This is a genomic window from Bacillus sp. CDB3, from assembly GCF_002081505.1.
Classification (GTDB): Bacteria; Bacillota; Bacilli; order Bacillales; family Bacillaceae_G; genus Bacillus_A; species Bacillus_A cereus_AT.
The window spans coordinates 1-20006 of sequence record NZ_ALBR01000018.1 but is presented as its reverse complement, the minus strand read 5'-3'; the positions used below and the strand labels follow the sequence as shown (position 1 = coordinate 20006).

Below are 20006 nucleotides of genomic sequence, written 5' to 3'. Positions count from 1 at the left end.
TCTAATGTTTATAACGTAATAACTCCGAAACCGTTACAAATCGATACCCCTGCTTTTTAAGCTCAGGTAAAATTTTCGATAATGCCGCCACTGTCTGACTACGATCACTACCTCCATCGTGCAACAGTACAATATCTCCACTTTTAGCATGTTTCACAACATGATTTACAATGGATTCAGTACCTGGATTTGCCCAATCACGAGGGTCTTGATGCCACGACCATAGAACAGTTTGATAACCAGCTTCTTTAGCTGTTTTAAATACAGCATCGTTAATATATCCGCCTGGAGGACGGAATAACAAAGGTTCTTTCACCCATTTTTCAAAATATTTCTTTCCATCTAAAATATCATTTTCTAATTTTTCATCTGATGAATTATTCGCATACAAATGATTCATCGTATGATTTCCAATTTCATGCCCCTCTTTTAGCACTTTCTTTACTAGATATGGATTACGCTGAACTCGAAATCCAATCATAAAAAAAGTCGCTTCAGCTTTATATTGACGTAATAAATCCAATATTTGTGGTGTATAAGTTGGATCTGGTCCATCATCAAATGTAATTGCAATAATTTTTTCATTATTAGGTACTTCCCATGTTACATAGCCAGTTGGTTCTAGCTCTTTTCTGAGCAACATTTTCGCTTCCACTTTTTCCACTTGAAATATATGTACTGCGCATAGTAAAGAAAAAACTAATAGAAAAATCTTCTGTTTTAACATAGCGTTCGTTAAAGTAATAGGGTTGTCGAATACTCAACAACCTCATTTACTTTTCTAATTGATCTACATTTCGCATAATATTTTGGAGATTATTTTCATATTGCTCAAGTTGTGGACGTTGTGTTTCCGAAGCTACTTCTAGTGCATTTTGAATCTGTTCATACGCTTCCTGAACCTCTTGACGTAACTCTTTTAAATCATGACCGTAGTTCGGATCATTTTTCACGATATTGTTAAATGAATTTTCTGCTTGTGTAACTCCTTGCTGTGCAGCCTGAAAAGCTTGTTGCTTATCTTTATGATATGGCATTATATAATCCCCTTTCCATAATAGTTAGTCCCATTTATCTTTACCCTTTTTTCTAAAAACATTCTCGTATAAATTCGCAAACTTCTCTCATTCTAAATAGGAAGAGGAGGTGTTATATACAATGGGCAAAAACAATCGTGAATCTAAAGAAAAAAAAGGACAACCTGAGCCATTAAGCGGATCTCATAAGGTAAAAAACCGTAATCATTCTCGTCAAAAAAATCATGCGCATCATGATATGTAAAACAAAACATTCACACTAGCTACCTTTGCCACATACAATGTTTATATTTTTCCATTTATTCTTCACCCCTGGTTCATTCATGCATAACATAGTATGAATTGAGATTTTACGGAGGGTGTCTTACATGGGCAAGAAAAAGAAGGATTGTCTTTTTCATGTTGATGGTTTCGAAGAATGGATGGATCAATTTTGTTCTGATTCTTGTAGTAATTTTAGTTTTCCAAATCAAATTCATATTGACCTTTGTGAAACAGAACAAGAATACATTTTGGAAACAGATGTACCAAATGTGACCGAACAAAATGTACTCATTAAAAAGATGGAGACAGGCCTAAACATATGCATACTTCATAAAAATACTTCTTTACAGCGGATCATTCCTTTACCCGCTAATATTATTTATAAGAAGATGCTAGCCTGCTTAGAGAATGGATTTTTAGCCATTCATATTTCCAAAAGCGAAGTTGCCGATAAGCATGAAAAGAAGGTTCTTTTTTCAAATTGAGAGTTAACATAAATACAAAAATAAGCCCCAGTAACTTGCTGGGGCTTATTTTATTTCGCATGCATTTCTATATTAGAATTTCTATCATATCTTTTTTTCAATAAGCCTTTTGTAACTAAAAGTACAGGAAATGCTACAGTTGAAAATATAGCTAGCGCTGAAAATACTACAAATCCATTTTGGTACCCGTAATAATCGAGAAGTACTCCTCCAAACCAAGGACCAATTACTACTCCAATTCCTGAAAAGCCCATCGCTCCGAAGTATGTTCCTTTCAGATTGGAATCAGCGATCTCATCAATAAATACATCTGTCATTGAAAACATTAACACTTCTCCAAATGTAAAAATAATGGTACAAATAGCTGCCCCTAACATGGATTCTACTAGTCCAAATCCAAACAATCCCCCGCTCACAAATAACGTTCCAACCATAATAGACGCTAATGGCGTATACTTTTTACACATTTGAATAACAGGGTATTGAATAACTACTACTGTAATTGCATTTAAAGCTAGCATATATGAAAACAACTTCACTCCATCCTGAAATATATGTGCATTTGCAAAATATTGAGATACTGTCGTGGTTAACTGTGAAAAACCACTATTACTCAAAATAATCCCGACTAAAGCAACTAAAAATACTACATCTTTTCGCAAAATACGAATTGCATTTAACATTGTAACGGGCTTTTCTTTATTTATTTTCTTTCGTTCCAGTGGATACTTCTTAAATTGGAACGCCAATATAGCTGTATATAAAATGTAAACTCCAGCTGCTACTAAAAAAGGAATTGTTGATTTTGCACTTCCGAGCTGTAATCCAACAATTGGTCCAATCGCAACCCCAACATTTATTGCACCGTATCGTAAGTTATAGACGAGTAACCGATACTCTGGTTTCGTTAAATCTGATAATAATGCTCTTGACGTCGGTTCAAAAAAGGACCTACATAATCCATTCAAAGCATTTAATAAAAAGAAACTTAAAACATGATCTGCAACTGAAAAACCTATAAATACAAACACCCAAACGATCATGGAACATATTATAATCATCTTTCGGCCGAATCGATCCGATAAATTCCCTCCGATAAAGCTAGCAAAAACTCCAACAAGTGCACTCGTTCCGATAATAGCACCCGTCATTCCAGCTGATACCCCTTTAACAGTCGTTAAATAAATTGCTAAAAATGGAATACTCATTGACGTGGCGAACCTCGCAAATAAAGTCCCTATTATAATTGTCATTCCTAACGGATGAATATTTTGTAACTTTCCCTTCATCTTCAAACCTGCTCTCCCTGTTCTTACATAAAAAAAAGAAAGCAAAGGATCTGCTTTCTTTTCCCTTTTTATACTTGAGATGTTTGTACCCGAGCTGTTCTCGTTATGTCCATATCAATTCCATATGTAAACTGTAATTCCTTACAAACATCTTTAATTAAAATTGCGACATTATACGCTTCATTAAATTGTAAAACTATGCTTTCTACTTCTTCGTATGTATACTTATATTCTCCTGTAATGACACTTTTTAAATCAAAGCATTCATTAATACAAAGTTGTACAAGTAGTTGGTCATATTTTTCTAGTACATCTTCTTTCTTCCAAAGTAACTCCTTTACATATAACCGATCAAATTTCACACTTTCTCGGTTACAATCCGTTAAAATCCGGGTCATTTCATTTAGTTCTCGATATAATTCAGAAATATTTCTACTTAAACTAAGCAGTTTATCTACGCCGTTTTCATATAACATATTCATTCCACCCCCGCATTTTCTTCTTATTATAGCAAGAAAATTCTAAAAATAGTTTCTTTCTTCTGAAATATTAGGAAACTAATTTCAATTGCTTTACAATGAAACTAGCTAACACGAAAGGGGAAAGAAAATTGGAGCAAAAATTATATTACATCGACGCTTATAAGAAAGACTTTACTACTAAAGTTATAAAGCAAGATTATTGTACAGAAGGAAACTTATATGTTGTCTTAAATGAAACTGCATTTTATCCAACAGGTGGCGGACAACCACACGACACTGGAACTTTAAATGGTATTCCGGTAAGTAACGTTGAAGAAGTAAATGGAAAAATTCGTCATTTCATAGTAGAACAATTACATACAGAAGAAGTAGAGGGTAAAATAGATTGGGATCGCCGTTTTGATCATATGCAGCAACATACAGCTCAGCACATTTTATCTGCTGCTTTTTGGGATCATTTTAACATACCAACAATTGGGTTCCACCTCGGAAAAGAAACGATAACAATTGATTTAGAAACGGAAAATCTGCATGCAGAAACAGTTGAAAAGGCTATGCAAATTGCCAACAAAATTGTTTTTGAAAACCATCCGATCCGTATAGAGTGGATGAACTTAGAAGAAGCGAAAACATTACCTCTTCGCAAAGAACCGACTATGACAGAAAATATACGCGTTGTTATTATCGAAAACTATGATTACAACGGCTGTGGCGGAACGCATCCGAAACACACTGGTGAAGTAGGTCCTATTCAAGTACTAGGATGGGAGCGCAATAAAGGTGGTATACGCTTAACGTTTATCGCTGGCTGGCGCACACTAAAATTAATGGGTCAACAACAACAAATTATGAAAGATGTTTCTAAACAATTAAACAGTAGCGAAGCTGATATTCCAGCAAAAGTATCCCAACTTCTTACATCCCAAAAAGAAAACGAAAAAGCAATACAAACAATGAATGAAAAGTTATTATTTGCAGAGGCAAATGAACTACTGCAACAGCCTGCAGAAATACACGGTGGAATACTTATTTCTAAAGTATTTACAAACCGCCCTATGCAAGAAATTGCAAAACTGTCTGCTATTATTACAGAACAACAAGAACATGCAATTACATACTTCGTTATTGAAAATGAGGACAAATTACAATGTATTCTTGCTTGTGGTAAAGCAGTGACACTCGATATGAATGCTCTTTTAAAAGATGCCCTTCCTACAATTGAAGGAAAAGGCGGAGGAAATAAAAAGAGTGCTCGTGGTGGTGGGAAAGCGATTATGGCTGGGGATGAGTTTTTAAATCAACTTGTTTCTTCTTTACAATCTGCAGTGTAGATTATTTTATGAGAGAGATATCATCTAGTGAAGATTTTTGACTAGGTGGCATTTCTTTTTGTTTTCTACTTTAGGAGCAGTAAATGAAATTATATGAACGATTCTGCTAATATATCTATCACAACTCGCAATATATCAACGATTCTATATAAAATATCGATTTACCGACAAAATACGGTAATGAACACAGCTTATAGGGTAAGAGGAGGCTGCTGCACAATAACAGCCTCCTCTTATGTTTACAAACCAATATTTTGTTTTAATCCTTGATAACTCCCTGCATTCAAGAACTTTTCAGATGCAAGTTTAATAAACTTCTCAGAAAAACCATAACTACTTAATTCTTCTATCGCTACCATTTGTACATCATGAATTGGATTAAGATCAAATTCATTAGACGGAAGCTTGATTTCACCTGTAATCCTTTCAAGCAAAAATGTAATATGTAATAAAGATGGGATAGCATCTGGTTTATCACAAACATAGAGTAGCTTCTTAATTTTAACTTCTAACCCTGTTTCTTCTCTCATTTCTCGAATCATTGCTTCTTCTAACGTTTCACCATTTTCTACCCTTCCTCCAGGTAAAGACCAATTGCGATTAGCAACTTTTTGCTTTACTAGTAACACCTTTTCATCTTCAGTTAAAATTCCGGTAACACGAACTTGCATTACATTTTCCATATGTAATCTCCTCTTCCCATTATATTTACAAATTAATCCTTCCACAAAAAGAACGTATGTTTTATAATTAAAGAAAATTATGGAAGAAAGAAGTTGTTATGTTCATGCGTCCACCTTTAACCAAATCTATATCACTCGAAGATTTCCAAAACTATTATTGGCTAAAAACAGAACTGCAAACATTTTGTCGTGAGCACGATTTACCAGCTAGTGGCTCTAAAATTGAAATAAGCGGGCGTATCTCTCATTATTTAGCAACGGGTAAAATATTTAAAAATAGTTCTCACCAAAAAGGAAGTAAAACTTCCCTCTCTTATAAAGATCTTTCTCTTCAAACGATTATTACTGAAAATCACCGCTGTAGTGAAGAAGTTCGTACTTTCTTCAAAGAAAAAATTGGAGCAAACTTTCGCTTTACAGTAGTTCTTCAAAAGTTTTTTAAAGAGAATATCGGAAAAACATATGAAGACGCGATAACGTTTTGGTACGAAGAAAACGAACGTAAAAAAGACCCATCCTATAAAACAACTATCGGCACACAATTTGAATACAATCGTTTTACTCGTGACTTTTTCGAAGATCCAAATAACAAAGGAAAATCAAAAGCTGATGCTATCGCTGCTTGGAATGAAATAAAAGCAAAACCTGGTAGCAATGTTTATACTCCTCAAAAAATAGAAAACTAGTGTAGGAGCTAGTCTTCTATTTTTTCAAATAATAGAGCAAGCCCTATCCCGCCCCCAATTCCTAATGTCGCAACTCCATATTTCATATGATCTCTTTTAGCCTGATAAAACAAGCGTGTTACAAGCATAGCTCCAGACGCACCGTACGGATGACCGAGCGCAATTGCACCACCATTTACATTTAATTTTTCGTACGGAATTTGTAACTCCTTTGCACATGCCACAATTTTTGAAGCAAATGCTTCATTTATTTCAAAATAATCTATATCCTCTACTTTTACATTCATTTCTTTTAATAATTTTTTCACTGCAAATATCGGACCAGTTCCTGGAAGATTCGGATTCACTCCAACTACAGCACTACGAACGAAACGAAGAACAGGCTTATATCCTAATTTCCGAGCTTGTCGTTCTTCCATTACAAGAACAACACATGCCCCGTCATTTACACCACACGAATTCCCTGCCGTTACTGTTCCATTTTGTAAAAATACAGGTTTCGTTCTCTTAATCATTCTTTCATAATTCATTTCTCGCTTTATAGATTCATCTAATAATCCATTAAAAGACAATATTTCATCTTGTATATATCCGTTTTCTAACGCTTGCAGTGTCCGTTTATAACTAAGGTAAGCGTACTCATCTTGCATTTCCCTCGTTATGTTATAACGCTCTGCAACATATTCAGCCGCTACTCCCATGTCAGGATCACCAATTGTTTCAGGCGAAAACCTCGCTCTATTTTGAAAAGGTGATGTACTTGTACTCTCTACTCCTCCTGCAATATAACAATTACCTGCCCCGCCTTGAATGAGATGGCATGCGATACGAATGGCTTCCAATCCAGCACCGCATTGCCGATCAATCGTTACACCAGGTAGATGATAACCGAGCCCTGCTTCTAAAGCAGATAATCTTGCAACGTTACCTCCTGGTCCAACGACATTTCCTAATATGACATCATCTATTTCTCTCTCAATTCCTTTGCTTAAAAACGTAAGAAGTGGCGTTGCTAATTGCTGAACTTCATAATCTTTCAACATCCCGTTTTTTTTACCAATAGGTGTTCTTTTCGCTTCTACAATAACCGCCCTATTCATATATCTTCTCCCGGTTTTCAATCATACTTTTTGCTTCGATACGAGCAATCTTCCCACTATTTGTATAAGGTATTTCATCAACAAAGTGCCATTCTTTCGGTATTTTAAAAGATGATAATCGTTGTAAGCAAAAACTCTTTAATTGTTGCTTCGTAGCACTTCCTTTTACGATAGCGACAGGCTTTTCACCCCAATAACTATCTTTTATACCGACAACAACAATTTCTTCAACAGCTGGATGCGTATATAGCAAACTTTCTATCTCTTCTGGGTAAATATTGATTCCTCCAAATAAAATCATGTTCTTCTCTCTACCAACGATATATATAAAGCCTTCTTCATCTTGGTAGCCCACATCTTGTACTGTCATCCAACCATCTTTGGTCAATTGCGGGATTATAGCTCCATCCGATACATAGCCCATAAAAAACTGATTACTTTTCACATACACAGTTCCTATCTCGCCTGTCCGTACTTCTTCTCCTGATTCATTACATATTCGAACTTGTACATTATGGCAAGGTTTTCCTACTGAATTTAGCTTTCTTTCACTCTCTTCATTGACCAATGCTGTTACAAAACTTAGCTCAGACGCACCATAAAATTCATATCTTTTTACATAAGGAAACATATGCTTTATTTTTTCTTTCGCTTCAGCTTCCCATTTCGCTCCTGACGAAATAATTTTCATTTCACTTTTAATTACTTTATTTTCTTTATACAAAGACTCTAGCATTGTAGGGACTGTATACATTACAGAAATATTCTCTACCTCTACACTAGATAGCACTTGAACCGGTACAAACTTTCTCATTATGTGCACCGTTTGCCCTAAATATAATGCACTTATTGCACCATATAAGAAAAGAGAATGAACGAGTGTTCCGGCTATTAAAATAGAATCTGTATTTTCCATATGAAAGTCATGTACATTACAATCAAAACTATGGACCCACGACTTTTGTGCACGTAAAAATGCTTTTGCTTTTCCAGTAGATCCTGATGTAAATCCCATATAAAAAGGGTTATTCCCACTGTTTTCTAGCGTTTGATATGTAGAGTTATACATCCCAATCATTCGTTTCCACTCATCAATTGATTGTATATTTCCGCCTTCACTCGATATATCTTTCAATCTATAATGCTCTGCAACAATAACATCTGGATTACTAAGTGCTATTCTTTCCTCAAGCTCATTTTGCTTCCACTTTATATTTAGTGGCACACAAATCCACCCTGCCATCGCTGCTCCAGCAAATATTTGCAAAAATTCAACACGATTTTCTAAAATAATTGCTACCGTTTTATTCTTCGATTCTTTTTCATGCAACCAGTTTGCTACTTTACAAACTGACTCGTACCACTCTTTATATGTTAAAACTCTATCATTTTCCTTAATCGCTATTTTATTCGGTTGTAAAGAGGCATGCTGTTTATATTCTTTTGTAATCCCCATATGAGACGTCCTTTCTTTACAAAATAATAAAAAGAAACACGCAATTAGCGTGTTTCTTCCCTCTTATCCCGCATTTGTATATTTTCTATTCTTCAAAGCGGGCGTAATAATATGTTTCAATGAGCGATGTAATCTTGTCACGAGAATTGCTGCTATAATCGTTTTTATGAAATCACCTGGCAAAAATACGACACTTACTTTCATCGTTTCCCATACGGAAATATCCATTACGAAAGCTTGTACAATGATACCAAATACATAAACTACGAAAATACCACCAATTATATTAATGCATAATACTTTTATAAAAGAAACTTCATGTAAACGCTCAATTAAATAACCGATTACAAACGCCCCAACGATATAACCAAGTAAATATCCTGCACTTGGCCCAACAAATATGCCTGGACCCCCGCGTCCACCAGCAAGTAGTGGTGCCCCAACTCCTACAATAAGTAAGAAAATAAGCTGACTTAGCGCACCTAGACGTGATCCTAGCAACCCACCCGCAAGCATAACTCCAAGCGATTGTAATGTAATAGGAACTGGTGTTATAGAAAGAGCAATTGGAGGAACTAACCCTAGCACTCCCATAATCGAACTAAATAAAGCGACGAAAACTAAGTTTTTTGTATTCATGTTTGCTTCTCCTATTTGTAAACTTAAATTAGATTTTAGATAACATATTACAGGAGTTATATTATCTTTCTATCCACCCTTTGTCAACCTTATTTCCAAACGAGTTTACAAACTTAGATTCAATTATTTTCCTTTATGCAAATGCTCAAGTTCTTTCCTAAGCGCCTGTTTTAAAAACTTCCCAACGGATGTTTTCGGAATTTCCTCCATAAATACGATATCGTCTGGTAACCACCACTTCGCAAACTGTGGTTTTAAAAATTCATATAGTTCTTCTTTTGTAACAGTGCTATTTTTCTTTTGTACAACGCAGGCAACTGGACGCTCTTGCCACTGCGGGTGTGGAATTGCAACGACAGCCGCTTCAAATATAGCGTCATGTGCCATTAGAGCATTTTCAAGGTCAACTGAGGAAATCCATTCTCCCCCACTTTTAATAACATCCTTCGTACGATCAACAATCTTTACGCACCCTTCCTCATCAACCGTAACGACATCTCCTGTATATAACCAACCATCACGAAAACCTTCGACAGTACGCTCATCGTTATAATAGCTTGCAGCGATCCATGGTGCTCGTAAACATAGTTCTCCCATCTCCGTACCATCCCACTTTACTTCACCATTTGTACCGACTACTTTCATCTCTACACCAGGAACAAGATATCCTTGCTTCGAACGAATCTCAAGTTGTTCTTCATACGCTAAATCTGTTTCATAACTTTTTAAACGTGCCAACGTTACTACTGGACTTGTTTCAGTCATACCATATGCATGCACGAAAGGAACATTATATTTTTGTTCAAATGCTTTAATAATACTTTTCGGTGCAGCTGCACCACCGCATACAATTCGAATCATACTAGACAAATCGTAACTATTATTTTCTAACTCCTGTAAAACACCGAGCCAAATTGTCGGCACACCTGCAGCTATCGTTACTTTTTCAGTTTGAATCATTTCTAATAAAATTTTCGGCGTAAACATCGGCCCCGGAAGAACTTGTTTTGCCCCAAACCAAGTAGCCGCAAAAGGAAGTCCCCAAGCGTTCACATGAAACATTGGCACAATAGCCATTGCTGCATCACTTTCCGATAAAGCTGTCGTATCCGCTAATCCGAGTGCCATACAGTGCAACACTGTACTACGATGTGTATAAACAACACCTTTTGGATTCCCTGTAGTCGCTGACGTATAACACATGCCAGCAGGTGTATTTTCATCAATATCTTTAACAAATTGGAAATTTGGATCGCCTTCTTCTAATAGCTTTTCATAATGATATACAGGCTCCAGTGTAGTATTTGGAAGTTCATCTTTATCAGTCATAATAATGTAGGCTTGTACCGTTGATAATTGTGATTGAATATTTTCAACGAGTGGTACGAGATCTTCATCAATGAGTAAAATGCGATCTTCTGCATGCTGAATAATATATGAAATATGTTGAGGAGATAAACGAATATTAATTGTGTGTAAAACGGAAGCAATACCTGGAATAGCAAAATATGCCTCCAAATGTCGATGATGATTCCACGCTAACGTTCCTATGCGCTCGCCTTCTTTAATTCCAAGCTTTTTTAACGCACTTGAAAGCCTTCTTGTCCTTTCCCCCAGCTGCTTATACGTTAATGTCGTAACTGTATCATGTGTCCGTGAAATGATTTCTTTCTTTGGGAATAGTTTTTCTGCCCTTTCCATCATAGAACTAATTGTTAGAGGTACATTCATCATCATATTGTTTACATCCTCCCTTTAAAGCGTTTTCATTCTGTTCATTATAACAGACTTCTACAAATAATTACGATATTTTTCTGTATTTTCTGAATTATTCCTTTGGAAATAATTCAGAACAATAAAAAACATGCTTTGAATACAATGATCCGAAACATGTTTTTTATTTTTTATAAACTATCTACCTTTTGCCTTACTTTCTTTTTCAGTTTAAAAATGAAACGATTACTATATTCTTTATTTTCTACTAAAATCCGATACGTCTCTAACACTCCTAAAACACGAACAAAAAGATAGAATCCAATAGCAATAAGTACTACACAGTAAGGATAATACTGCACCAACTCTCCTGAAGTGATTCGTTTTTTCTCAAATAAAAATGGGATTGCCCCTGCTGCTATGAAACAAAATCCAACAACCACTACTGCAGCATATTTCTTTTTAATAGTCGCATATCTTTTTGTCAATTCTTTTAGAAAGTTTTGATCAAATAGTAGTTCTTCTTTTTTCAATACATTGTATCGACTCTCTTCTATCGTTACAGGTACCATCATTGCTCCAATCCCAAGCACTGCAATAATAATGATCAGGAACGTAGACATTGTTGCATTTTCTTTAAATAGTAAATACGGTATTGTCGATAAAATGAGCAAACTAAATCCTAACGCAATATACTTAGAAATTTTTTGTCCATACACTATATAACCTTCTGCCATTTCCTTACTTACATAATAACCATGTTCCTTTTCATTACTTTGCTCAGCAGTTTCTTTTAATAAGTAATCAAGCGATACTTCAAATACATTTCCAATCATTATTAGCTTTTCAGTTTCTGGAAAACCTTGACCGTTTTCCCATTTACTAACCGCTTGCCTTGTTGTGTTTAATTTCTCAGCTAATGCTTCTTGAGAAAGGCCCTTTTCCTTTCTTAATTTAAAAAGCTTTTCACCAAATCCCATATGTGTGTCCCCCTTTGTTTTCTTAACTAAATTGTAGGTAAACATTGCCCTTATCTCTATATTCCTGCGGTTGCACTTTGTCAACTTACGGTTGCGATTATGTTATATAGCGGTTTTGTATACGATGTAGCTAATTTTCTTCTATGATTATGGCGTTAATAAAATAGCCCACCCTAATAACCAATTATAACAATTAAAGGTAATTATCGTTATTAAAAAACCCAAAAAACTCCCTTATTCATTTAAAGGAGTTTTCGATATGAAATATTCCAAGAGAGGCTAATTTTTCTTCCTTATATTGATTTACAATTTCTTCTATACATTTTTGTATGACATGCAACGATTGTGAAGCATCCCACACAGTATAAGTTGTCATCTTTTTATATAAGGCATACTCATATATATGTAAAATATTACTCCTATTAACTTCCCTAATAAAAACACTTCTTAACAATCATAACGGCTTCTGCTTAAACTTCTCATAATTTCGTACTTTTAATAAAAGGATATTTCCGCAATCTGTACAAATATAAGCATCTACTGGTGAAGATGTGAACATCGTCTCCTTTTTCCGTATTTGTGCATAACCGACAAACTCCCCTTCTCCTATGTTATGAGAACCACAATTAGAGCATGTCTGCACGTCTTTCTGTTTCATGAGAGCACCACCTTTAATCTGTTTCTACTCCCTTCGACAGTTCACTTCCATTTCCCTTCCAAAAAACTTCTTATTCTCTTACATTTCAACAGGAATCTCAGAACAAACATCGTATATGTACTATGAAATATATTTATTGACGGAGGAATCGTATGAGTACTATTATGACAGTCAATACAGCACAAGAAATTGAAAATGCAGAAATAGATATGCTAGATTCTAGATTAAAGGCATTACAAACGATGTCAGAAAACCCAATGCAAGTACAAATGAAAAAATTCGGGAATGCCACTGCCTTTTCATCAAAAGTAATTGCTGGTCCTGCTTTTAATACGATAAAAGGCATTACATTTACAAATACAGATGAGATAGATGAAATCATCTCTTATTATCAATCACTACAAATTCCTTGCCGTTTTGAAATCACACCAGCGCAAGGCACAACTGAACTATTTCAACACTTATCTCAAAAAGGTTTTTACCAATCTAGCTTCCATACTGCTTTATATAGTATACCGAGAGAAGATTCATCACTTCTTTCGTCTAACATTTCAGTACGCAAACTGAAAGAAAATGAGTTTCATACTTTTGCAGATATTTATGTACGCGGATTTAATATGCCGTCTTTTACAAAAGATGGTGTCCATCAAAATAACGAAGTTCTTTACAATAAACCAGGCTGGCATTTTTTCATATCTGAAGTTCAAAATATCCCTGCAGGCATTGGTGTACTGTATGTAAATAAAGGTATTGCCTCACTAGCTGCTTCTGCTACTTTACCAGAATTTCAACGTAAAGGTTGTCATACTGCATTAATTCAAAAACGGATTGAGACCGCTGTTGAATCCAATTGCAATTTAATAGTTGGACAAGCTCGCTTTGGTAGCGGCAGTCAAAATAATATGGAACGTGCCCATATGAAAATCGCTTATACAAAATCAATATGGACTGCGAAAGACATGTAATTAACATTCTTTCTCTTTCCGTTACAAACTTATACATTTTATGACAATTTCTTTTCTATCCTATTAATCATTTGAATATTCGAACTAGATTTGTTACGCTATTACTAGATACATCATTCAACTTGCAATATGAAAAGAGAATTCTACTCAAACTACAAGGAGGAGAAATGTATGACAAAGCATGATCATGGTTTAAAAGAAAAAGTAGAAGGTGCAATTGATAAAGTAAAAGGCGAAGTAAAAGAAGTTGTCGGGAAAGTAACCGACAATAAGAAATTACAAGCTGAAGGAAAATGGGATAAGGTGAAAGGCACTGCTAAAGACACAATCGGTAATGTAAAAGAAAAAATACATGAATATACAGAGCATAAAGAAAACAAATAAAAAAGAGCCAGATGGCTCTTTTTTATTTACCCTCATTCTTCTCTAACACATATAAATCTTCTTCAATATTTGTTAATTTTTCAGTCACAAGTTTTCTTGCATCTCCAATTGCTTGATTGTATGCAAATGGTCCTACTAACTTTATCATTTCTTCTATTAAACGTTCTGCTTGGAAACGTCCAATCTCATCTAAATCTTCTTCAACAAAAAATTGCTGAATCTGTGCTACAAGCTCTTCTTTTTTATCATTTGGTATTTTTATGTTCATCATCATTCGTTACTCCTCTATATTTAAGATAATACTTTTCTTAACTCTACCATAGAAAAGCGATTTCCTGGACAAGTTTTTGTAACCCCTTCTAACTCCCTATGGCCGAGTATATTTCCTTTCTCTATGGCAAACTGCTTCATAAACATTTTACATAAAGAATATAATGAATTCATTTGTGCAGTAGTTGGATCATATTTATCAAAATTTCCCGTCATACATATTCCAATTGTGTCACTATTATTATCTTTCGCATGTGCTCCAATATGTAAACCTCGCCCTTCGACTACAGTTCCATCTTCTTCAATAAAATAATTGTAACCAATCCCGCTCCATCCTCTTACCTTTTGATGAAATTCGTGAGTTTTATACACATCCCATCCAGCTTCTGACGTATGGTGGATAATCAGTTTATTTACTTTCTCTAAAGGAACTAATTCATCTTGAAATGTTAAATTTAAACATTTAATTTTCATTTGAACTTCCTCCCCTTAAAAATCAATTATAATAATTGTTTTATCATCTGGTCTTATTCTATTTTCTCCTTCTAGCCTTTCAATGATTGCTACATATTCTTTTATACTATTCTTTCTTATATATACCACAATTTGTTCTAATGACCAATCTGGGTGGAATAGCCCGTCTGAACAAATAAAAATCCCACTCACTTCATCTATATGTAATTCACCATGTTGTAAATAGTTTATCGCTTCTTTCATTCCATTTGCAACTGAGTAACCGTTTGGCATATTTGCAAGATAGCGATTGTATTTTAACTGCTCCCGAGCATCTTGAAAAACATGTTCTTCCGGGACTGGTAATCCTTTTTTACGATCCTCTTCTCTCTTCTTTTTTGCACGTTTACTAATTCCCTTAACTGTATCTTTCGTTAATACTCTTATCGCTCCATCCTGAAGTATTGCAACGATCATACAATCACCTAACTGTGCATATTCAAGTTTCTCGCCTTCTATTTGAACTGCTGCAATACATGTACACCACAGATGGTCTTTTTTTCTCGTATCAACCTTGTACTCTAGCATCTTGTTTTGCACTAGTTCATTCGCCTTTGCAACTTCACCTTGTAAACTATTAATCTCCCTTAACGAAGTAAAATGACTTGCAAATAAATGCGAAGCGATGTATGCTCCATTATGTCCTTCTTCATCACAAAATGGAACGAGCGGTGTTGCTCCATCACATACACCGTACATCATGTTATGTTCATTACAAAAAAATGAATCCTCACATTCTTGTTTTAAAGGACTTTTCTGTTGATATGTTGTTATCTTCATATCTGTATCCCCTTTCAAATCATCAAATACCCAAATACTCAAATTGTTTAGATTAATCTAATTTTCCGAAATAAACTGTTTTTACCTAAAACTTTCAATTTCATATATAATCTTGAAATAATATGATTTTTTAGTGAAGGACGGGAAAGAGATGGTCAGATTTCTTGGTGTTATTTTTGGTTCTATTATTATTGCAATTGCCTTTAATCTTTTCCTTATCCCCCATAAAATTTTAAGTAGTGGAATTGGTGGAATTGCTATTATTTTAGGGATTGTAACCCCTGTAAACACAGGTATTATTAACTTTGTATTGAACTTACCTATCCTTATTTTAGGATACATAGGTCTTGGAAAAAAAGTAATTTTTAACACGGTTGTTTCTGTAATTGTATTATCTGTTGCATTATACTATGTTCCAGTAAAAGTCGTAGCAACAGATCCACTTTTATCATCTGTATTTGGCGGTGTCATCGCCGGAGCTGGTATTGGTCTTGTCTTTAACTGCCATGGTTCAACTGGTGGATTTGATATTATCGGTATGTTGTTATCTCGTAAGCGAGATATTAAACTTGGTGGATTCCTTATTGCATTAAATACTGTTGTTGTTGTCATTGCAGGATTTTTCTTCACTTGGGATGTTGCCCTTACAAGCTTACTTTCAATTTATGTAACTGGTAAAGTAATTGATGCCGTTCATACGAAGCATCGTAAAGTTACACTTATGATTGTAACAAATCAAGCAGAAGAAATGAAAAAAAAGCTTCTTTCAACTGTAGTACGCGGAATTACATTACTGGATGGTGAAGGTGCTTATTCAAACGAGAAAAAACGTGTACTTATGACAGTCGTTTCTCGTGAAGAGTTAGCAAGTATGAAACTAACAATTTCCGAAATTGATCCTCATGCATTCGTTAATATTACGGAGACTGTTGAAGTATTAGGATTGTTTAGAAAAGCGTAAAAAACTAGGTGGACCTCCACCTAGTTTTTATTTTCCATGAATTCAATTCGATTTCCAAACGGATCTGACACGTAAAATCTAATCACATCTGGTCGTGCATTATCATCTATTATTTCAACACCTTGCTTTATTAACTCTTGTTTAAATTCATTAATTTTCAAAACATAAAAAGCTGGATGCGCTTTTTTAGCTGGATTAAAGTTTTGCTCAACTCCGATATGAATCTCTTGATTTCCACACTTAAACCAACACCCACCACGCTTCTTTAATTCCTCTGGCTTTGGGATTTCCTCCATACCAATTTTATTACCATAAAATTCTCGTGCTTCTTCTTCACATCCTACTGGCGCCGCTACTTGTACATGATCAATTCCTTGAATATAATTTTTCATATTCCTTCCCCCTCTTCTATTCTAATGTTATAACAAAAATACATTCATGTAACTTAGAAAAAATTAATAAGGCAATATAAGATTCTCTTATTACTACCTTTTTTACCTTCTACTAAAAATAAAAAAGAAAATTTATTATATAATTTCCATTTTTTATAGAAATACACATTGCACCTATATTATAGTTAGTACTAGATTAATCTTTTTTTAGATGCTAGTTGTACGGAGGAAATATTATGAGTCGTAAAAAATATTCATCTACTCAAAAAAAGCGTCATCCGAACGTATCTGGACGCTTGCGAAACCATATACAAAATCGTTCTTTAGCTGAAATGTATGCATCTCTTTTTGAACATAATCCTGATAGTATTATTTCATTGAATTTAGAAGGAGTTATTTTACATATTAACCCCGCTGCTGAAAGAATATTAGGTTATACTTCTAGCGAATTAGAGCGAAAAATAATCACTTCTATTTTAGAAGCACATATTTCTGATCAAATACTACAATACATAAAAAATACTGCAGCTGACAATCAAAAAGAGTATATTGTCTCTATTTATCATAAAGACGGATATTCACTAGATGTCGTAACAAAATTAGTTCCTATTTTTGTTGAAAACCGTTTAACAGGTGTATACGCCATTATGAAACCCCTTGAAAAATCAGAAAGAATTGAGAAAGCATTACAAGAGAGTGAGAAACGATTACGCACATTAATGAATTCAATGCCTGCGTTTGTTATTTTTAAGGATCATGAAGGGCGCTGGCTTGAAGCGAATGACTATGCGCTTTCTTGTTTCAATTTCCATAGCGTTCCTTATCATGGAAAAAGAGATAATGAACTCATTCAATATAACGAAGCGTATCGGGAAGCTTTTTTGCATTGTGAAGAAGTTGATGAACTAACATGGCAAAAAGGACAAATTCTTCACGGAGAGGAATTTATTATACATAGAGATGATTTCGACCTAATTTTAAGTATTTCAAAGGTCCCACTCTTCCACCCTGATGGCTCACGCAAAGGTCTTATAGTGATGGGAAGGGACGTTACCGAACTAAAAGAAACTGAAAAGTTATTACGAAAATCCGAAAAGCTTGCAGTAGTAGGACAACTGACAGCTGGAATTGCCCATGAAATTAGAAACCCACTCACTTCATTAAAAGGATTTTTAACATTATTACATCCAGAAATAAATGAGGAAAATAAATGGTATGTGGACGTTATGTTGAGTGAAATTTCACAAATGGAATCTATAACAAGCCAATTTATGGCGATGTCTAAACCACAAGTGTTATCTATTCATACATGCAACGTACAGGCATTAATTGAAGAAGTTGTAACTTTTATTTTACCAACAGCAATTATGCATAGCGTTCATATCATCATGGATCATTTCGATTATATTTCTGACATTCAATGTGACAGTAATCAATTAAAACAAGTTTTTATTAACATATTAAAAAATGCAATTGAGGCGATGCCTGATGGTGGTAACATATTCATTCAAACAGCTTCGTTAGAAAATGATTTTGTTTCAATACGCATTATTGATGAAGGTTGTGGGATTCCTGAAGAGCGCATGGCTCGTCTTGGCGAACCTTTTTATAGCTTGAAAGAAAAAGGAACTGGCCTTGGCTTAATGATGTGCTATAAAATCATTCAAGAGCATCACGGAAAATTATTCATTTCCAGTGAATTAAACATAGGAACAACTGTCGATATCCAATTACCGATTACTACAGCTCAGCCTGTAACAAACTCTTAACTATGCTAAATTAATATAGTAAAAGACATCTGTTATAAGTAGTTGGGTTATTGCGGAAAACATCTACACTAATACGTTAAAAAGCTCAAAGTCCCTATATGACTCTGAGCTTTATTTTTGTATACGATTTATTTTATTAAATCCACTCTTTTCCATGTTTACGAATAAACTGAATATCATTTTCATAATGTTCAAGATGCCCTTCATCTATCATCTCTTGGAAGTTCATATCGCCTTCTAGTGCTTTTCTTTTCATGTATTTACATAATCCTTCTAATCGTAGAAGTACCATCTCCAAATACTCCTCGACCATGCCATCACTTTTATAGGATTCAAAAAACAATTTAACTCTTTGCTTTATACGGTCTGCATGCTGTAATGAATTATAATAAACCGCCTCACCTGTTTCCTTATAATAAACTCTACTTAATGGGACACAAGTGTAAAGAGTATAGGCTATGTCCCAAAGTCTTGGTCCAGGACCCGCAACATCAAAATCAATAATACCTACTGGTTTTTCGTTATTAAAAATAATGTTGTATATTGCAAAATCATTGTGGCATACAACCTCTATATTATTTGGAGTATTATCCATCGGTTTCCAATCATCTGATAAAGGAAAATCACTCACAGCATCATGATAAAGCCGAAGCATCTTCGCTATTTCTTTTAAAACATCATTAGACCACATGTACTTTTTTAAAGGATAATTACCGGATTTCCCTTCAATAAATGATAATATCTCTCTATCTTTATCATCAATACCTAAAAACTTTGGTGCATAACTAAAACCTTTGTTTTCCAAATGATTTAATAACTTATGAATTTTCGTACTGCCTTTCTTTAATTCTCGTCGAACAGTATCTTCCGAACGATATACGTTTGAAACATTCCCTCCCGTTAGCATTTCTTCATTTTCGTAGTTTGCCATCTAATAGTTTCCCCCTCATTATTAAAAAAATCCACACTCCTGTTCATTAACAAACAGGAACCCCTTTACTTTTCTTTGTATTTTAACATAGTTTTCCTATTCTCCTTTCCCCCCTTACATCACAACAAAAAAACGTGATATATATATTATTACTTTACGTTTACGTTTACGTTACTTACTTACTTATTCTTCTTCGTACGTACTTACTTACTTACTTACTTACTCTCGTCGTCTCTCT

Annotated in this window: 24 protein-coding genes and 1 pseudogene; 8 read left to right on the top strand and 17 right to left on the bottom strand. The window is 34.6% G+C overall.

Features of this window, described 5'->3' with window-relative positions; all coding sequences use genetic code 11:
* Window position 1: 1 nt before the first annotated feature.
* Both pdaB and CDB3_RS06385 read right to left on the bottom strand, forming a co-directional pair.
* Window positions 2-727, bottom strand: a complete 726-nt coding sequence (gene pdaB / locus CDB3_RS06390; RefSeq protein WP_128853808.1) for a polysaccharide deacetylase family sporulation protein PdaB — start codon at window positions 725-727, stop codon at window positions 2-4.
* A 46-nt stretch (window positions 728-773) separates the two neighbouring features.
* Window positions 774-1037 (bottom strand): hypothetical protein, encoded by a 264-nt coding sequence (locus tag CDB3_RS06385; RefSeq protein ID WP_001146300.1) that lies wholly within the window; start codon window positions 1035-1037, stop codon window positions 774-776.
* Window positions 1038-1158: 121 nt separating this feature from the next.
* Here CDB3_RS06385 and CDB3_RS06380 point away from each other — a divergent pair, with 121 nt between their 5' ends.
* Entirely contained in the window at window positions 1159-1281 is a 123-nt protein-coding gene (locus tag CDB3_RS06380) for a small acid-soluble spore protein P (protein WP_000517651.1), read from the top strand.
* A 124-nt stretch (window positions 1282-1405) separates the two neighbouring features.
* Complete coding sequence (locus tag CDB3_RS06375; protein ID WP_128853807.1) at window positions 1406-1786, top strand: Hsp20/alpha crystallin family protein; 381 nt, start codon at window positions 1406-1408, stop codon at window positions 1784-1786.
* A 50-nt stretch (window positions 1787-1836) separates the two neighbouring features.
* On the opposite strand, the gene CDB3_RS06370 is transcribed toward CDB3_RS06375, so the two are convergent.
* Both CDB3_RS06370 and CDB3_RS06365 read right to left on the bottom strand, forming a co-directional pair.
* On the bottom strand, window positions 1837-3075 hold the full coding sequence (locus CDB3_RS06370; protein ID WP_128853806.1) for an MDR family MFS transporter: 1239 nt from the start codon (window positions 3073-3075) through the stop codon (window positions 1837-1839).
* Between the two features lie 68 nt (window positions 3076-3143).
* Window positions 3144-3551, bottom strand: a complete 408-nt coding sequence (locus CDB3_RS06365) for a hypothetical protein (RefSeq protein WP_128853805.1) — start codon at window positions 3549-3551, stop codon at window positions 3144-3146.
* A gap of 134 nt (window positions 3552-3685) precedes the next feature.
* Here CDB3_RS06365 and CDB3_RS06360 point away from each other — a divergent pair, with 134 nt between their 5' ends.
* Window positions 3686-4888: an alanyl-tRNA editing protein gene (locus CDB3_RS06360; protein WP_179139670.1), complete on the top strand. Its 1203-nt coding sequence runs from the start codon at window positions 3686-3688 to the stop codon at window positions 4886-4888.
* A 239-nt stretch (window positions 4889-5127) separates the two neighbouring features.
* Here CDB3_RS06360 and CDB3_RS06355 read toward each other — a convergent pair whose 3' ends face one another.
* Window positions 5128-5571 carry an NUDIX hydrolase gene (locus CDB3_RS06355; RefSeq protein WP_128853803.1) on the bottom strand — a complete coding sequence of 148 codons (444 nt, stop codon included), beginning with the start codon at window positions 5569-5571 and terminating at the stop codon, window positions 5128-5130.
* A 104-nt stretch (window positions 5572-5675) separates the two neighbouring features.
* On the opposite strand from CDB3_RS06355, the gene CDB3_RS06350 reads away from it, so the two are divergent.
* The gene (locus tag CDB3_RS06350) at window positions 5676-6257 is read left to right on the top strand and encodes a DUF6434 domain-containing protein (protein ID WP_128853802.1); all 582 of its coding nucleotides are present in this window, start codon (window positions 5676-5678) and stop codon (window positions 6255-6257) included.
* 8 nt (window positions 6258-6265) lie between these two features.
* Here CDB3_RS06350 and CDB3_RS06345 read toward each other — a convergent pair whose 3' ends face one another.
* From CDB3_RS06345 to CDB3_RS06315, 7 genes and pseudogenes are all read right to left on the bottom strand, one after another.
* Window positions 6266-7357, bottom strand: coding sequence for an acetyl-CoA C-acyltransferase (locus tag CDB3_RS06345; RefSeq protein WP_128853801.1), 1092 nt, complete (start codon window positions 7355-7357; stop codon window positions 6266-6268).
* On the bottom strand, window positions 7350-8813 hold the full coding sequence (locus CDB3_RS06340) for an acyl-CoA synthetase (RefSeq protein WP_128853800.1): 1464 nt from the start codon (window positions 8811-8813) through the stop codon (window positions 7350-7352). Before CDB3_RS06340 ends, CDB3_RS06345 begins: the two co-directional genes overlap by 8 nt.
* 63 nt (window positions 8814-8876) lie before the next feature.
* On the bottom strand, window positions 8877-9452 hold the full coding sequence (locus CDB3_RS06335) for a biotin transporter BioY (protein WP_128853799.1): 576 nt from the start codon (window positions 9450-9452) through the stop codon (window positions 8877-8879).
* Window positions 9453-9575: 123 nt separating this feature from the next.
* A complete protein-coding gene (locus CDB3_RS06330) occupies window positions 9576-11189 on the bottom strand; it encodes a long-chain fatty acid--CoA ligase (protein WP_128853798.1) in 1614 nt (537 codons plus the stop codon).
* 167 nt (window positions 11190-11356) lie between these two features.
* A complete protein-coding gene (locus CDB3_RS06325) occupies window positions 11357-12145 on the bottom strand; it encodes a helix-turn-helix domain-containing protein (RefSeq protein ID WP_306295547.1) in 789 nt (262 codons plus the stop codon).
* Between the two features lie 265 nt (window positions 12146-12410).
* A pseudogene (locus CDB3_RS32935) lies at window positions 12411-12599 on the bottom strand (GNAT family N-acetyltransferase); the annotation flags it as partial.
* Window positions 12600-12803: a hypothetical protein gene (locus CDB3_RS06315; RefSeq protein WP_071711348.1), complete on the bottom strand. Its 204-nt coding sequence runs from the start codon at window positions 12801-12803 to the stop codon at window positions 12600-12602.
* A gap of 152 nt (window positions 12804-12955) precedes the next feature.
* On the opposite strand from CDB3_RS06315, the gene CDB3_RS06310 reads away from it, so the two are divergent.
* A complete protein-coding gene (locus CDB3_RS06310; RefSeq protein ID WP_128853796.1) occupies window positions 12956-13768 on the top strand; it encodes a GNAT family N-acetyltransferase in 813 nt (270 codons plus the stop codon).
* Window positions 13769-13939: 171 nt separating this feature from the next.
* Window positions 13940-14152 (top strand): CsbD family protein, encoded by a 213-nt coding sequence (locus CDB3_RS06305; protein ID WP_002111160.1) that lies wholly within the window; start codon window positions 13940-13942, stop codon window positions 14150-14152.
* A gap of 22 nt (window positions 14153-14174) precedes the next feature.
* On the opposite strand, the gene CDB3_RS06300 is transcribed toward CDB3_RS06305, so the two are convergent.
* The 3 genes from CDB3_RS06300 to CDB3_RS06290 are packed head-to-tail and all read right to left on the bottom strand — an operon-like array spanning window position 14175 to window position 15715.
* A complete protein-coding gene (locus CDB3_RS06300; RefSeq protein ID WP_002076869.1) occupies window positions 14175-14426 on the bottom strand; it encodes a DUF2164 domain-containing protein in 252 nt (83 codons plus the stop codon).
* Between the two features lie 17 nt (window positions 14427-14443).
* Window positions 14444-14896, bottom strand: a complete 453-nt coding sequence (locus CDB3_RS06295) for a peptidoglycan recognition protein family protein (RefSeq protein WP_128853795.1) — start codon at window positions 14894-14896, stop codon at window positions 14444-14446.
* A gap of 15 nt (window positions 14897-14911) precedes the next feature.
* A complete protein-coding gene (locus CDB3_RS06290) occupies window positions 14912-15715 on the bottom strand; it encodes a protein phosphatase 2C domain-containing protein (protein WP_128853794.1) in 804 nt (267 codons plus the stop codon).
* A gap of 151 nt (window positions 15716-15866) precedes the next feature.
* On the opposite strand from CDB3_RS06290, the gene CDB3_RS06285 reads away from it, so the two are divergent.
* On the top strand, window positions 15867-16676 hold the full coding sequence (locus tag CDB3_RS06285; RefSeq protein ID WP_016096337.1) for a YitT family protein: 810 nt from the start codon (window positions 15867-15869) through the stop codon (window positions 16674-16676).
* Window positions 16677-16696: 20 nt separating this feature from the next.
* Here CDB3_RS06285 and CDB3_RS06280 read toward each other — a convergent pair whose 3' ends face one another.
* Entirely contained in the window at window positions 16697-17068 is a 372-nt protein-coding gene (locus CDB3_RS06280; protein ID WP_071747691.1) for a VOC family protein, read from the bottom strand.
* Between the two features lie 236 nt (window positions 17069-17304).
* Here CDB3_RS06280 and CDB3_RS06270 point away from each other — a divergent pair, with 236 nt between their 5' ends.
* The gene (locus CDB3_RS06270) at window positions 17305-18837 is read left to right on the top strand and encodes a BA3702 family sensor histidine kinase (protein WP_128853793.1); all 1533 of its coding nucleotides are present in this window, start codon (window positions 17305-17307) and stop codon (window positions 18835-18837) included.
* 136 nt (window positions 18838-18973) lie between these two features.
* On the opposite strand, the gene CDB3_RS06265 is transcribed toward CDB3_RS06270, so the two are convergent.
* On the bottom strand, window positions 18974-19768 hold the full coding sequence (locus tag CDB3_RS06265; RefSeq protein ID WP_128853792.1) for a phosphotransferase: 795 nt from the start codon (window positions 19766-19768) through the stop codon (window positions 18974-18976).
* Window positions 19769-20006 lie beyond the last annotated feature (238 nt).